The organism is Amycolatopsis sp. NPDC043885, assembly GCF_056435685.1.
This window is the reverse complement of the sequence record NZ_JBWKEA010000021.1, coordinates 129,556-143,608: the sequence shown is the minus strand read 5'-3', so window position 1 is coordinate 143,608 and position 14,053 is coordinate 129,556. Positions and strand designations below refer to the sequence as shown.

Annotated in this window: 13 protein-coding genes; 4 read left to right on the top strand and 9 right to left on the bottom strand. The window is 69.7% G+C overall.

Annotated features, from left to right (window positions below; all coding sequences use genetic code 11):
• Nucleotides 1-167: 167 nt before the first annotated feature.
• Together AC069I_RS38460 and AC069I_RS38455 are read left to right on the top strand one after the other, a co-directional pair.
• Entirely contained in the window at nt 168-1,154 is a 987-nt protein-coding gene (locus tag AC069I_RS38460) for a methyltransferase family protein (protein WP_478230408.1), read from the top strand.
• Nucleotides 1,151-2,095 (top strand): alpha/beta hydrolase, encoded by a 945-nt coding sequence (locus AC069I_RS38455; protein ID WP_478267548.1) that lies wholly within the window; start codon nt 1,151-1,153, stop codon nt 2,093-2,095. Before AC069I_RS38460 ends, AC069I_RS38455 begins: the two co-directional genes overlap by 4 nt.
• 61 nt (nt 2,096-2,156) lie before the next feature.
• On the opposite strand, the gene AC069I_RS38450 is transcribed toward AC069I_RS38455, so the two are convergent.
• The 4 genes from AC069I_RS38450 to AC069I_RS38435 form a co-directional block, all read right to left on the bottom strand.
• Nucleotides 2,157-2,744: a TetR/AcrR family transcriptional regulator gene (locus AC069I_RS38450; protein ID WP_034306161.1), complete on the bottom strand. Its 588-nt coding sequence runs from the start codon at nt 2,742-2,744 to the stop codon at nt 2,157-2,159.
• Nucleotides 2,745-2,785: 41 nt separating this feature from the next.
• Complete coding sequence (locus AC069I_RS38445) at nt 2,786-4,420, bottom strand: amidohydrolase (RefSeq protein ID WP_478267547.1); 1,635 nt, start codon at nt 4,418-4,420, stop codon at nt 2,786-2,788.
• A 3-nt stretch (nt 4,421-4,423) separates the two neighbouring features.
• The gene (locus AC069I_RS38440) at nt 4,424-5,215 is read right to left on the bottom strand and encodes a molybdenum cofactor biosynthesis F family protein (RefSeq protein ID WP_478230411.1); all 792 of its coding nucleotides are present in this window, start codon (nt 5,213-5,215) and stop codon (nt 4,424-4,426) included.
• A gap of 180 nt (nt 5,216-5,395) precedes the next feature.
• The gene (locus AC069I_RS38435; protein WP_478230412.1) at nt 5,396-7,261 is read right to left on the bottom strand and encodes a primary-amine oxidase; all 1,866 of its coding nucleotides are present in this window, start codon (nt 7,259-7,261) and stop codon (nt 5,396-5,398) included.
• A gap of 114 nt (nt 7,262-7,375) precedes the next feature.
• Here AC069I_RS38435 and AC069I_RS38430 point away from each other — a divergent pair, with 114 nt between their 5' ends.
• Nucleotides 7,376-8,095 carry an SDR family NAD(P)-dependent oxidoreductase gene (locus AC069I_RS38430; protein ID WP_478267546.1) on the top strand — a complete coding sequence of 240 codons (720 nt, stop codon included), beginning with the start codon at nt 7,376-7,378 and terminating at the stop codon, nt 8,093-8,095.
• A 14-nt stretch (nt 8,096-8,109) separates the two neighbouring features.
• The gene (locus AC069I_RS38425) at nt 8,110-8,907 is read left to right on the top strand and encodes an SDR family NAD(P)-dependent oxidoreductase (protein WP_478235816.1); all 798 of its coding nucleotides are present in this window, start codon (nt 8,110-8,112) and stop codon (nt 8,905-8,907) included.
• A gap of 76 nt (nt 8,908-8,983) precedes the next feature.
• Here AC069I_RS38425 and AC069I_RS38420 read toward each other — a convergent pair whose 3' ends face one another.
• The 5 genes from AC069I_RS38420 to AC069I_RS38400 form a co-directional block, all read right to left on the bottom strand.
• Nucleotides 8,984-9,679, bottom strand: coding sequence for an ABC transporter ATP-binding protein (locus AC069I_RS38420; RefSeq protein WP_478230415.1), 696 nt, complete (start codon nt 9,677-9,679; stop codon nt 8,984-8,986).
• Entirely contained in the window at nt 9,676-11,379 is a 1,704-nt protein-coding gene (locus AC069I_RS38415; protein WP_478230416.1) for a branched-chain amino acid ABC transporter ATP-binding protein/permease, read from the bottom strand. Before AC069I_RS38415 ends, AC069I_RS38420 begins: the two co-directional genes overlap by 4 nt.
• Nucleotides 11,366-12,226 (bottom strand): ABC transporter permease subunit, encoded by an 861-nt coding sequence (locus AC069I_RS38410; RefSeq protein WP_192744586.1) that lies wholly within the window; start codon nt 12,224-12,226, stop codon nt 11,366-11,368. The genes AC069I_RS38415 and AC069I_RS38410 overlap by 14 nt, the downstream gene beginning before the upstream one ends.
• A 249-nt stretch (nt 12,227-12,475) precedes the next feature.
• A complete protein-coding gene (locus AC069I_RS38405) occupies nt 12,476-13,654 on the bottom strand; it encodes an ABC transporter substrate-binding protein (RefSeq protein WP_478230349.1) in 1,179 nt (392 codons plus the stop codon).
• A complete protein-coding gene (locus AC069I_RS38400; protein WP_478267545.1) occupies nt 13,651-14,052 on the bottom strand; it encodes a nuclear transport factor 2 family protein in 402 nt (133 codons plus the stop codon). Before AC069I_RS38400 ends, AC069I_RS38405 begins: the two co-directional genes overlap by 4 nt.
• Nucleotide 14,053 lies beyond the last annotated feature (1 nt).

Here is a 14,053-nt window from a genome sequence, read left to right as displayed (position 1 = left end):
GTTCTACGCATGTTGACACTGGGCGGGTGCGCTGTCAATGGGTATATTCTACGAATGTAGGAAGTTGATATCCGGCGGGTTTTCCCTGGCAGTGGGCGAAAACTCGCACTGGATTCTTTTGTCTACGTCTGTAGACTCTCGGCGGAAACGAGCTAAGGAGGGCACCCGTGAGCGGGTCGACCAAGACTGCCGGTCCCGAGCGGATCGTGGACATCGCCGTGGGCTACATGGCGGCCAAGCAACTCTTCGCGGCGAGCCGGATCGGCCTGTTCACCGCGCTCGCCGACGGGCCGCTGGCGGCCGCGGAACTGGCGGAGAAGACCGGCAAACCGGAGAAGATCACCCGCATCCTCGGTGACGCCATGTCATCACTCGGTCTGCTGTCCCGTGTGGACGGACGGTACGAGTTGGCCGCCGACGCGGCCGAGTACCTCGGCGGCGGAGACCTCGATCTGGCGCCGTTCCTGACGTTCCTGGACTCGATCAGTTACCCGCATTGGCTGCAATTCGGTCACACGGCCGACAGCGGCGAGCCGGGCAAGCTGGAGATGGACGACGCGCGCTGGGGCACGTTCATGGCGGGCGTCATGACGTATAACGCCCTGCACGCCAAGATGCTGGCCGGCGCTTACGATTTCGGCACCCACCGGAAGGCGCTGGACCTTGGCGGGCTCTCCAGCGCGTTCGCTGTCGAAGCCATGAAGGCCAACGACGAACTGCACACCACGTTCGTCTTCGACCCGGGTTTCACCGAGTCGGTCACCACCGCGGCCGCCGAGGCGGGGCTCGCGGACCGCACGACCGTCGTCGGGGCGGAGACACCGACCGCGCGGGCCGAAGGCGAGTTCGACCTGGTGATGGTCAACCACGTCGTCCACCGGTTCGACGCGAAGCAGAACGCGGAGATCCTGCGCAACGCCCGTGCCGCCGCCGCGCCGGGAGCGACGCTGCTGCTGCTCGACTTCTTCCTCGACGACGACGCGGTCCAGCGGCCGATCGACGCGCTGCACGCGGGGGAGTACCTGGTGATCGACGGGACGGTCGTCTACCCGGAGGCCGAGGTCCGCGAGTGGCTGAGCGGCGCGGGCTGGCGGGTCACCGACCGGCTCGCGCTGCCGGGCAGCCCGCGGGTGCTGGTCGCGGAAGCGGTGTGACCGTGACCCTCGATCCCGCGGTCAAGGAACTGCTCGCCCGCAGTGCCCCGTCGGAGGCACCGGCCGGGCCACTGACGGCTCCAGAGTTGCGTGCCGCCTTCGCCGCTTCGTGGCGGCGCCCCGAGTCGGTCGAAGAGGTCGCCTCGGTGACCGACCACGTCCTGCCGTCCGGTGTGCGGGTGCGGGTCTACCTGCCGGATGTCGCCGCGCCGGTGCCCGCGTTCGTCTGGATCCACGGCGGCGGGTGGACGATCGGCTCGATCGACGAGAACGAGGTCGCGTCGCGGGCGGTGTGCAACGCGGCGAAGGTCGCCGTCGTCGCGGTCGACTACCGGCTCGCGCCCGAGCATCCGTACCCGGCGGCCCCGGACGACTGCTACGCCGTCGTCGAATGGCTCGCCGCGGGCGGCGCCGGACCTGCGGTCGACGGGTCGCGGATCGCGGTCGGTGGGGAAAGCGCCGGCGGAAACCTGTCGACGGTCGTCTCGATGATGTCCCGTGACCGTGGTGGCCCGCCGTTGGCCGCGCAGGTGCTGATCTGCCCGGTGTACGGCCATCCGGACGACGGGTTCCGGTCCTATGTGGACTTCGCCGAGGGCTTCGGCATGACCGCCGGGGCGATGCGGTTCTTCTTCGAGCAGTACGTGTCGGATCCGGCGCAGCTGAACGACCCGTACCTGCTGCCGCTGCGCGCCGACGACCTGACCGGTCTGCCGCCGGCGCTGGTGCTCACGGCCGAGTACGACGTATTGCGGGACGAAGGGGAGGAGTTCGCGCGGCGGCTGACCGACGCAGGCACCCACGTCGAAATGACGCGGTACTCGGGGCAGATCCATGGGTTCTATGGGCTCCACACGGATCTCCCGGCCTCGCCGCGCTCCCACCGGCACGTGGCGAGCTTCCTGACCCGGGTCTTCGACCCACCGCATTTCGTCCTCTGAATGCGGTAGTTGGCGCCACGTACTACCGCATTCAGAGGACGAAATGCGGTAGTACGTGGCGTCAGGGGCGGGTGAGGCGCTCGAAGAAGGACTCGAGGTGCTGCCGCTGCAAGGCGATCGTCGAGAACTCCCCGGCGACCAGGCTCATCACGTTCGCCCCGGCGTTGATCAGCACGACCTCGTCGACCAGCTGCTCGTCGGGCGTTTCGGTGACGATGTCGCCGTCCTCCCTGCCTTCGGTGAGATACCGGTGCAGCAGGCCCCGCCACGAGCGGATGTGTTCGAGGTACTTGTCCTGCAGTTTCGGGTTGGTCAGCGACAGCTGCCAGAAGGTGAGCAGGACGCGCCCCGCGGCGATGCGGTCCTCGTCGATGGGCATCGACGAGACGCACAGCTCGCGGAGCGCGGTCAGCCCGCGCAACTCGTCCAGCTCCACGTACTCGCGCATCATGCCGAGCGCGCGTTCGTAGGTGGCCTGGATGATGTCTTCCTTGCTCGGGAAGTACAGCTTGAGCGCGCCGTTGGCGAAGCCGGCGGCCGCGGCGATTTCGCGCATGGTGGCGGCCTCGATCCCGCCCTGGGTGATCAAATCCCAGGTGACGTCGACGATATGGCTACGCCGCTCGTCGTGGTCGATGATCTTCGGCATCGGCAGACCTCCCGCACTGGTTCTTCTACCAGTGTAGGAGATCAGACGCGGTGATACACGCGGTGCCCGGCGAACCACGTTTGCGTCACCTTTGTCTTGACGAGCGCCGACGGGTCGGTTTTGAACGGATCGCGGTCCAGGACGACGAGATCCGCCGACTTCCCGGGGGTCAGCGAGCCGGTGACGTCTCCCAGTCCCATCGCGCGGGCGGCGGCCAGGGTGAAGACCTCGATCGCCTCGGCCAGGGTGATCGCCTGCTCCGGCCATAGCGCGCCGGGGAAGGTGCCGGTCGGATCCTGGCGGGTGACGAGGCCGTGGATGCCTTCCCACGCGTTCGGCGACTCGCTGACCGGCCAGTCCGAACCGCCCGCGACCAGCGCGCCCTCGTCCAGCAGCGACCGGTTCGGCTGCATCCGCCTTGCCCGCTCGCCGGGCAGGACCTCGGCGATGGCCGCCGGGATGACGCCGGGGACCCACAAGAACGGCGAGATGTCCGCGGCGACGCCCAGCGCGGAGAAGCGGGGGAGGTCGTCGGGGTGCACGAACTGGCCGTGCGCGACCTGGAACCGTGCTTCGGTGAAGCCCTCGGCGCGCACCTTCTCGACGGCGTCGAGCGTCGCGCGCACCGACGCGTCCCCGGTGCAGTGGACCTTGGCCGAGAGCCCCGCCGTGGCCGCTGTGCGCAACCAGCCGACGAGTTCTTCGCCCGGCATGGTCGTGGCGCCGTGATGGCAGGCTCCGTGCGCGGCGTCCGGCAGGTACGGCTCCAGGAAGGCGGCGGTGCGCGTCGGCGGGACACCGTCGAGGAAGATCTTCACGAAGTCCGGCCGGTGATGCTCGCTCCGGTACTGCCCGGCGACCTCCAGCAACGGTTCCCCGATCGGGTCGAAACCGAAGATCGGGTCGTTGATCAGCAGCGACGAAACGACCCAGGCGCGCAGTTCGCCCGCGTCGTCGAGCGACTTCAGCGCCCGCAGGATGTCGGCGGAGACACCGGCGTCCTGGAACGCGGTGACCCCGTACGAGTGCAGCGTGCCGATCGCGTGCCGCGACGCCGCGACGTGCTGCTCCGCGGTGAGCGTCCGTGTCTCGCTGAGCGCCCGCTCGACGGCGACGCCCGCCGCTTCGAGCAAGACGCCGACCGGCTCCCCGGTCGAGGGATCGCGGACGATCTCCCCGCCCGCGGGATCGGGCGTCGAGGCGGTGACGCCCGCCAGCTCCAGCGCCCGGCTGCTCACCCAGCGGTTGTGCCTGCTGTCGTCCGACAGCATGACCGGACGTCCGCCGGCGGCTTCGTCGAGGGCGTGCCGGGCCGAAGTCCGCGAAAGGGTGCTGACCAAAGTGGACGCCCAGGCGCCGCCGACCACCCACTCGTCCGGCCCGAGTCCGGCGGCCCTCGCGCGGACGGCCGCGAGGATGTCGGCCAGTCCGGCGTCGAGGCCGAAGTTCAGCTCGAAGAGGGCCGCGCGCCCGGCGAGGGCGTGGTGGTTGTGCACGTCGACCAGGCCGGGCATCACGAACGCGCCTTCGAGGTCGACGACCTCGGTGTTCGGCCCGCGTTCGATATCCTCCAGGGACAGCACCTTGCCGTCCTTGATCGCCAGCGACGATGCCCAGGGCCTGCCACTGTCCACTGTGTACACGGTGGCGTTGGTGAGGACGATGTCGGCGGTCAAGGCTCAGCTCCCGGCCGGGTCGTAGGCCTCGGGGTGCACGGTGGTGCTCAGCAGCCTGCCGTGCGCGCCGAAGGTGAAGTGGGTCGGTGTGCTCCCGGTGGCGTCGAGTCCGAAAAGGACACCATGCGAGCGCAGCCGCTTCGCGTCACGGTGGTCGGCGACGGTCACCGAGGCGCACGGGATCACCTTCTCCCGCCAGGCGAAGACGTAGATACCCGGCCGCAGCTCGTAGACCGAGTTCTCATCGGTGTCCGCGAGCCCCCGCTCTGGACCGGCAAGGCACTGCCACGTGTACCAGTGCGGGCTGAGGTACACGTGCTCGTAGGCGTGTTCGGTGCTGTACACCCACAGCACCCGGCGCCCGACCAGCGACGTGGTCGGGGCGAGCGATTCCCCGGTCGGCTCGATGCCGCCGATCGTGGCGGCCACGAAGGATTGTGTGACGCGGGGCGAGGTGTCGCCGATCTTGCTCAGTACCAGGAGGGCGCGGCCGCGGCGCAGGTCCAGCAACAGGGTGAACGCCTCGTCCTGCCGGGCCTGCGGATGGAACTGGACGTAGTACAGGTCGTCGTCGACCAGGAACGTCTCGCAGCGGTCGGTGCCCGTGCCGTGGTAGGTCCATTCGATCCGGGTACCGGAGAAGGCCGCGGTGAACGTGGTGCCGTCTTCGCAGGCGAGTTCGAACGAGCGGCCGTGCAGGTCGCCGACCGTGGGCGCCTTGTTCGCGTCGAAACCGGGGGCCAGACCGTCGAGCGGCAGCCAGGTGGACGTGTCGGACAGGGTCAGTTCGGGCATCGATGAGTCCTAGTGTCTGGTGGTGAACCCGCCTCCGCGATCGACGTCGGCAGGGCGCGGTCTGATGTCCGTCTCCAGCCGGCGGACAAGGCGCCCTGCCACCGCGACAGCGGGGCCGTCGGCCGGGCGGTTTCACCTGGTGGTCGTTTCGGGGGTGTCTTCAGCTCCGCCGACAGGCCTTTAGTGCTCGTGGGCGGAACAGTGATCGCCGGCGGCGCCGGAAGGCAGGTCGAGGGCCGGGTTTCGGTCCAGGAAGCCATAGGGGCGCAGGGAGAAGCCGGAGTAGTCGACCGGCATGACCGGCCAGTCCTCCGGACGCGGGATGTGGGTCGGGCCGAACACGTGCCACAGCACGAGATCGGTGTCGACGAGGTCGCGGTCGGCGGCGGTCCAGGCGGGCAGGCCCGCCCCGCCCGGATGCGCGTTCGGGCGGTCGCCCGCCGGGAACCGTTCGTCCGCGCGGTACGGCGTCGCCCACAGGTGACGGGTGGCGAACGTCGCCCGCTGGTGGACGGTCGATTCCGGCTGCGCCATCAGGGTCGCGGACGGCCGGGGGACCAGCTGGTAGGCCGTCGGCGAGCCGAGCCGGTTGGTCCGCTCCGCGCTGCGGATCTCCCAGACACGCGCCTTGGCCGGATCCGCGAACCGCCGCGCCTCCTGTTCGGTGCGCAGCGGGGTCTCCTTCCAGGTGAACGCGTTCCCGTACGGGTTCCGCGCGCCCATGGGGATCCGTTCGACGTCGACCTCGACGAGCGAGTTGCGTTCGCCGTCGATCGCCACGTCCAGCCGCGCGCAGAACAGGTGCTGGTGCACCGGTGCGAACAGGCCGGGCGCGATCTCGTTGGCGTGCGGGTGGTCCGTGCCGGGGTGCGCGGCGCCGGCGAACACGATGCCGGTGGCCTTCGCCTCCAGTTCCACGGTGCCGTCGAGGTAGAAGTACCAGAAGAAGCCGTAGTCGTAGTTGCCGATGGTGGAGATCGACGAGATCACCAGCCGTCGCGAGCGGCGGACCTCGGCGCGGCCGTCGAGATCCGTGTGCTTCCAGAGGATCCCGTAGTCCTCCTCGTGCATGCAGATCGCGCGGGGGATCTCGACCGGATGGCCGTGGTCGTCGGCGACGAACGCGGGGAAGTAGTGGATGACGCCGAGGCAGTCGCAGCCCAGCCGCAGATCGTTGCCGTTCTTGCCGAGCAGGTACTCGCCCGCGTCGAAGTAGCTGATCCAGAACCGGCCGGGCGCGGTGTCGCCGTAGGGCACCACCATCTCCGGTACCGACGCGCGGTGCAGCACCGACCGGTCCTGGAAGCTGATCCGGTGCAGCGTCAGGCCTTCGCGGGCGTTGAAGCCGACCCGGAGGTTCCAGCCCTCCCAGGTGACCTCGTTGCCGTCGACGGTGAAGCTCGGGCCCTCCGGCTGGGTGATCTCGATCGGCTTGAGCGTGGTTCGGGCCGGGACGTCGCCGTAGCGGCCGTGCTCCGGCGGTACGGGCACGTCGCCCTCGTCCTCCACCCGGATGACGCGCTGCCCGGTCAGGTCGATGTGCACGATCAGGCCTTCGACCGGATGCGCCCACGGGCTGTCGGACGCGTCGTCGCGCAGGAACGTCAGCGAGCGGATGACTCGGCCGGTCTCGTCGGACCTGCCGAAGAAGCCGGGGGCCAGAGGAGCGCAGAAGGCGTGCTCGATCCGGTCGCCGAGCCCGCGCCGCTCCATCGCGGTCTGCCATTCCGGTGACGCCTTGGTGATCGACGCGGCGAGGTCGTACTCCTCGAACAGGTACGCGGGCTGACCTGCGCCGCAGTCCTCGTTGGAAACCACTTCGCGCTTAGCCAGCGAGACGACCACGTCGCGCGCCTCGCCGGTCGCGGTGTCCAGCAGCGTGTACTGGACACGGCGGTCGGGGGCGGCGTCGCCTTTCTCGGGCTCCACCGGCAGCACGGCCGGGAACCGCGTGGTCGCGGCGAGCAGGCCTTCGGCGGCCAGGATCTCGCGGCCTGCGGTGAGTTCGTCGGCGGTCAGCGGGTCGAGTGGATGCGGCCTGGTCATGGTTCGCAGTCTTGCCGGTCCACCTCTCCCTGAAAAGGCCGTCATGCGGCTGCCGACAAGAAGGGTGCACTGACGGCCAACCTCCGTGAAAGGTCCGGACCGGAGGATGGCGGCATGGGTCTGGATCTCGCGGGCAAGGCCGTTCTGGTGACCGGCGCGGCATCCGGTATCGGCCTTGCCTGCGTCCAGGCCTTCCTCGCCGAGGGCGCACGGGTCGGCGCCCTCGACCGGGCACCCGTCCCCACACTGGCCGACGGTCTCCTGGCGATCAACGCCGACGTGACCGACGAGCCGTCGATGGCGGCCGCCGTCGAGGCCGTGGCGAGCCGGTTCGGCGGACTCGACGTCGTGGTGGGCTGCGCGGGGATCTCCGGACCGGTGGGCACACCGGTCACCGAAACCTCGGCGGCGGATTTCGCCGCGCTCATGGCGATCAACGTCACCGGCCAGTTCCTGCTGGTCAAACACGCCGCGCCGTGGCTCACCGCGTCGGGTGGCTCGGTCGTGCTGCTGGCCAGCGACTCGGCGTTCACCAGCGCGCCCGGCATGGTCCCGTACTGCGCTTCGAAGGGCGCCGTGGTCGCGATGACCAGGGCTCTCGCCGTCGATCTTCCCGGTGTCCGGGTGAACTGCGTCTGCCCGTCGGTGGTCGACACCCCGATGGCGCGCGGCGATCTCGGCGACGTACTCGACGATCCCGCTTTCCCGGTGCAGGCTCCCGAAGAGGTCGCCTGGCAGGTGCTCCACCTCGCGTCCGCGCGTTCGCGGGCGGTCAACGGCCAGGCCGTGCTCGCCGACTTCGGCGTCTCGGCCCGTTCCGGTTTTCCCGCTTAGAAAGGACTCCGCAAGTGAAGAAGGTTGTCGCGATCACGGGTGGCGGTACCGGTATCGGCGCCGCGGTGGCCCGCCGGTACGCCGACGAAGGCGCCCAGGTGGTGGTGCTCGGACGGCGGCTCGAACCGCTGGAGAAGGTGGCCGCCGAAACCGGCGCGCACGTCATCGCCTGCGACGCCAGCGACCGCGAAGCCGCCGAGAACGCCGCGGCGGAGATCGTCGGCAAGTTCGGCAGGCTGGACGTCGTGGTGGCCAACGCCGGTGGGCACGGCCTGTCCTCGGTGACCGACACCGGTGACGAGGAATGGGAACTGGCCCTGCGCTCGAACCTGTCCAGCGCCTTCGTGTTCTGCCGGGCCACGCTGCCCTCGCTGGTCGAAACCGGCGGTCAGGTGGTCATCGTGTCCTCGCTGGCGGGGTTGTTCGCCGGGCCGAACGTCGCCGGCTACACCGTCGCGAAGCACGCGCTGATCGGCCTGACGCGCTCGATCGCCCGCGATTACGGGCCGAAGGGCGTGCGCGCGAACGCGGTCTGCCCCGGCTGGGTGCGGACCCCGATGGCGGACGGCGAAATGGACCAGTTCGCCGAGGCGGCGGGCTTCGACGGCGGCCACGACGAGGGCTACCGGCGCGTCACCGCCGAGGTCCCGCTGCGCCGTCCCGCCGAACCGGAGGAGATCGCGTCGATCGTGCGGTTCCTGGGGTCTTCGGAGTCTTCGTACATCACCGGTGCGGTGATCGTGGCGGACGGCGGCGCGCACGCCGTCGATCTCCCGACCTTGGCCTTCGAACGGGCGGGGATGGGTTCTTAGACGGGTGCGGGCTCCGTGAAGGCCTCCTTCCCTACCTTGAGAGTAGGGAAGGAGGCCTTCACGGACTTCCGAACGGTCAGGATTCGCCGAGGTAGGCCGCGTGCAGGGTGCCGGGCGAGTCCAGCAGGCCCTGCGCGGAACCCGCATAGGTGACCCGCCCCGAAGAGACCACCAGCGCGTCGCTCGCCACCCCGAGGGCCAGATGCGTGAACTGCTCGACCAACAGGATCGCCGCGCCCTCCTCGGCGAACCGGGTCACCATCGGCAGCAGCCGCGTGAACACCACGGGCGCCAGGCCCAGCGACATCTCGTCGATCAGCAGGAACGACGGTCGCGCGGCGAACGCGCGGGCCAGCACCACCATCTGCTGTTCGCCGCCGCTGAGCAGCGCGGCCGGTGAATCGCGGCGCTTCTCCAGTTCCGGGAACAGCTCGAACAGTTCGTCGGCCCGCGCGCGGGTGCGCGCGGTCAGCATCAGGTTCTCCAGCACGGTCAGGCCGCCGAACACCGCGCGCCCCTGCTCGATATGCGCCAGACCCCGCCGCGCACGGGAGACCCGCGACTGCTTCGTGATCTCGTCGGCTCCGATGTGGACGGTTCCGGCCGAGGCGGGGACCACGCCGGAGACGGCCTCCAGCAGGCTGGTCTTGCCGGCGCCGTTCGGGCCGACGAGCGCGGTGATCCGGCCCGGCTCCAGGGTCAGGTCGACGTCCCGGATCACCGGCCCGGCGCCGCGGGTGACGGTCAGCCCCGCTATCCGCAAAGCGTTCACAACAGCTCCGTTTCACCCATGTATGCCTTGAGTACGGCCGGATCGGCGAGCACTTCGGCCTGCGGGCCGGAGGCCAGCACGCGGCCGAAGTCCAGGACGGTGATCGTGTCGCAGACCGAGCGCACCAGGTCGAGGTCGTGCTCGATGAGCAGCACCGACACCCCGAACCGCGCGGGGACCTGCCGCAGCCGTTCCCCGAAGGCGACGTGTTCCTCGTGCGGAAGTCCCGCGGCGGGCTCGTCGAGCAGCAGGACACGCGGCCGCGCCAGCAGATGCCCGACGACCTCGACCAGCCTGCGCGCGCCGACGTCCACTTGCGACAGCGGAGTGCGGGCGGCCGGGCAGCCGAAGAAGTCCAGCGCATCGCCGATTTCGTCGGCGGTGAGCCGCCGCCTGGCGAGGAACTTGAGGTACGCCCCGACCGTCAGCCCCGGCGGGACGCGATCCTGCTGGAACGTCCGGCGCAACCCGGCGCGGGCCCGGTTCGACGGCGACCCGGTCAGCGGGCTGCCGCCGAGTTCCACCTGGCCCTCGGCGTTCGGCAGGAAGCCGCTGATCGCGTCGACCAGCGTCGACTTCCCCGCACCGTTCGGCCCGATGACGCCGAGTACCCCGTGTTCCGGGACCGATATGTCCACTGAGGATAGTGCGGCCACGTGGCCGAAGTTCACGCTCAGCCCGCGTACGGTGAGCACCGGTGGACCAGGTGAGACCGGTTCCACCGTGCTCGTCCCGGCGGCGAGATCGAGTTTCGCCGGTTCCTTCCTGGCGCGCCGATACCACACCTGGCGCACCGTGGTGCCCAGGTTCCCGCCGCCGGCCAGCGCCTGGACCCCGAGCACGCCGAACACCACGAAACCCCAGTCCTGCGGGATTCCCCAGCGTTTCAGCAGTTCAGGAACTCCGACCCACAGCACCGCGCCGAACACGGCCATGTCGATCAGGTGCGCGCCCGACATGATCGCCAGCACGTACAGCGCCAGCGACTGGATCGCGGTGAAACTGGCCGGGAAGGCGAGCCCGACCTGCCCGGTGAGCAGGCCGCCGCTGATCCCGCCGAGGGTGGCGCTCACCGCGAACGCGGTCAGCTTCGACGTCCGCACGCTCGTCCCGGCGGCGGCCGTGCCGCGTTCGGAGAACGCCACCGCCTGCCAGGCGCTGCCCCAGCGCCCGCGGCGCAGGAAGTACACGGCGAGGCAGCAGAGCACCAGTACCACGACGGCGAACTGGAAGTAGGCCCGGTCGTCGGAGAAGGCGTCCGGCCGTTCGACCGAGATCCCGCCGGAGACGCCGGGGAACTGGAGCTGGACCAGCGCGAGGTCGGCCGCCGCGGCGAGCCCCAGCGTCACGACGGCGAGGTTGATTCCACGCAGCCGCAGCGCCGGCAGCCCGACGAGCACCCCGACCACCCCGGCGGCGAGACCGCCGAGCACCAGCCAGGTGAGGAACCCGCCCGGAGCCTGCGCCTCGTTCAGCGCCGACACCGTCCAGGCGCCGACGGCACCGAAGGTCAGCTGGCACAGGGAGATCATGCCCGCGCTGCCGGTGACCACGCCGAGCCCGAGCAGGGAGATCCCGGCGACGACGGCGCTCATGCCGAGGTAGACGAAGTACCCGTCGAGCCCGACGCTCAGGCCGTACCCCACGGCGATCGCCACGATGGCGACCGCGAACGGAATCCCGCGTTCAGCGAGCCGCATCCCACACCTCCTTGCGCTGTGACCAGAGCAGCAGCGCGACGATGACCGCGAACGGCAGGAAGTACCGCACCACCGAAAGGCCGTCGACCTGCGCGGCCGCGCCCTGGATCAGGCCGAGGCCCAGCCCGCCCGCGACCGCGAGGTCGAGACGGCGGAATCCGCCGAGCAGGGCGGCCGCGGCCGCGGGGACCACGAGCATCGCCAGCGACGTCGCGTCGTTGGACTGCGACGGCGCCACGATCGAGATCACCAGCGTGCTGACCACCCCGGTGACCGCCCATACCGCGACACTGAGCCGTTTCGCCGGGATGCCCAGCAGCTCCGCCGTCGTCGGGCGTTCGGACAGCGCCCTGAGCTGGACCCCCGCCGGGGTCCGGCTCAGCACGATCCGGCTGGCCACCGCCACGAGGACGGCCAGCGCGACCGTCACCACGGTGACCTGGCTGATCACCACGCCGCCGACGGTGACCGCCGGACCGTCCAGGATCGGGTGGAACGGCTGTGGCTTGTTGCCGAACAGGATGAACGACAACGAGATCAGCAGGAGCAGCACCGCCACGGTGACCGCCGATCGGGTGCCGGTGTCCGCCTCGGCGAGCCAGGTGGACACGATCCAGCCGAGCAGCGCGCTCAGCAACCCGCCGAGCAGGATTCCCGCCACCGTGGCCAGCCACGTCGGCAGTCCCGCGTGGACGGACAGGAACACCGCCACGTAGCAGCCGAACATCCCGGTGGCCGACTGGGCGAAGTTCACCACCCGCACCAGGCGCGACATCAGCGTCAGGCACACCGCCAACACCGCGTACAGTCCGCCGGCGGCCAAGCCTGCCAGCGCTCCCTGCAGCATGTTTCCTCCTGTGTGAGGGAAGGGAGCGGTGCGTAGTGGGGCGCGGTGGTCGTGGGTGGGGGTTTTGGGTTGGACCCCAAAAACCCCCCCCGACCCAGGTTACCCCCCCCCCCCCCCCCTCCCACTCCTTTCTTGGGGGGGGGAGGGGGGGGGGGGGGGGGGGGGGGGGGGGGGTGGGGGGGGGTTTTTGGGGTGAAAACCAAAAACCCCCCCCACGACCCAGGTGACCCACCACGCACCCGCCTCCCGTTACTTCTTGGGGATCCGCAGCCAGTCGTCGGCGACGAGCTCCCATTTGTTGGTGCCGGAGGCGAGCTTGATCGGCCAGCCCGCGGTGTTGTCGTGGTGGGTCTGCCCCGGTCCGAAGACGTACGGGGTGCCGACCATCGGATCGGTGATCGGCTTCATCTCGCGCAGTGCCTTGGTCACCGATTCGCGGGTGATGTCACCTTGGATCCCGCGGATGACGTCGAGGAAGTACTTCGCCGCCAGGTAGCCGCCCTGGCTGAACGAGGTCAGCGGGATGTTGTTCTTGGTCATCAGTTCGCGCCAGTCCTTGTTCTGCGGGCTGGTCGCGTCGGTGAACGGGTAGAACTCCGCGGGCACGTACACTCCGGCGCCGGCGTTGGTGATGGCCTTGGCGTAGTTCTCGCTGTAGACGCTGGTGAGCAGCAGCCACGTGACGTCGTTCCAGCCCTGCGCCGCGGCGGCCTTGAGCTGCCCGATGGAATCCGGCTCGACCGGGTTCACCGTGATCGCCTTGCACCCTGCGTTGCGCGCCTTGACGATGTACGAGGTGTAGTCGGAACCGCCGTAGGGCACGGTCGCGTCGAGGTACTTGAGCTTCTTGCCGGTGATGGCCGACCACTCGTCGATCGCCGCCTGGTACGACGGCAGCGTGTTGCCCGCGATCTCCAGCAGCGCGCAGATGTCGTTCAGCTTCAGGGTTTCCGAGCCGTAGAGCAGGGTCAGCGTCATGTCGTGGTACGGGCCGACGTTGACCGGGGCGATGTTCGGGCTGGAGAAACAGGCCGGGTCCACGCCGATACCCTGCATGGACAGGATCTTCTGCTGTTCGTAGTACTTGTTGTTGATCTCGCACTCGATGAGGCTGGACGAGCCGACGAGCGCCACCGCCTCGTCCCGGCCGACGACCTCGCGGGCCGCGGCGGCCGCCGCCGCCGGGTCACCCTTGTCGTCGAGGGCCTTGTACTGGATCTGTCTGCCGTTCACGCCGCCGCTCGCGTTGGCCGCGTCGAAGACCGCCTTGGCCGCCTGGGAGGCCTCGGGGAACGTGGCCGCGCCGCTCAGCGCGTTGACCGAACCGACAACGATCGGCCCGCTCGAACCGCTGTCGGAACCGGCGCAGCCTGCTGTGGCGAGCAGGACGGCCGCGGCGAGGGCGACGAGGCGCCGCGCGGGTTTCACCGGTTCTCCGAAGCGTTCATAGCGTCGGCCACGGGGACCGAGTCGACGATCTGCTCGAACGAAGTGACCTTGCCGTCGGCGAACTTCCACACGTGCGCGACGCGGGCGGTGAACGAGCGACCGGTCCCGCGGTGCTTGCCCTCGTAGGTCCCGATGCCGATCACCGTGTCACCGGCGTCGAAAAGGTCGCCGAGGGTGAAGGTGTAGCCGTCCCAGTCCTTCGCGATCGCGCCGAAGACGTTGTCCCGGACTTCTTCGGGGCCGGTGTAGGTGCCGGCGTAGGGGAAACCGGCTGCCTCCGTCCAAGTGGTCCCGGGATTGAGCGGGGCCAGCATTCCCGCCAGATCGCCCCGGTCGCTCGCGGCGTAGTGCGCGGCGATGATGTCTAGATTGGACACT

Bases quoted from the DNA above. Each gene is read 5' to 3' on its own strand.
- AC069I_RS38450 (WP_034306161.1), bottom strand. From the start codon at position 2,744: ATGCCGAAGATCATCGACCACGACGAGCGGCGTAGCCATATCGTCGAC.
- AC069I_RS38440 (WP_478230411.1), bottom strand. From the start codon at position 5,215: ATGCCCGAACTGACCCTGTCCGACACGTCCACCTGGCTGCCGCTCGAC.
- AC069I_RS38435 (WP_478230412.1), bottom strand. From the start codon at position 7,261: ATGACCAGGCCGCATCCACTCGACCCGCTGACCGCCGACGAACTCACC.
- AC069I_RS38430 (WP_478267546.1), top strand. From the start codon at position 7,376: ATGGGTCTGGATCTCGCGGGCAAGGCCGTTCTGGTGACCGGCGCGGCA.
- AC069I_RS38415 (WP_478230416.1), bottom strand. From the start codon at position 11,379: ATGCGGCTCGCTGAACGCGGGATTCCGTTCGCGGTCGCCATCGTGGCG.
- AC069I_RS38410 (WP_192744586.1), bottom strand. From the start codon at position 12,226: ATGCTGCAGGGAGCGCTGGCAGGCTTGGCCGCCGGCGGACTGTACGCG.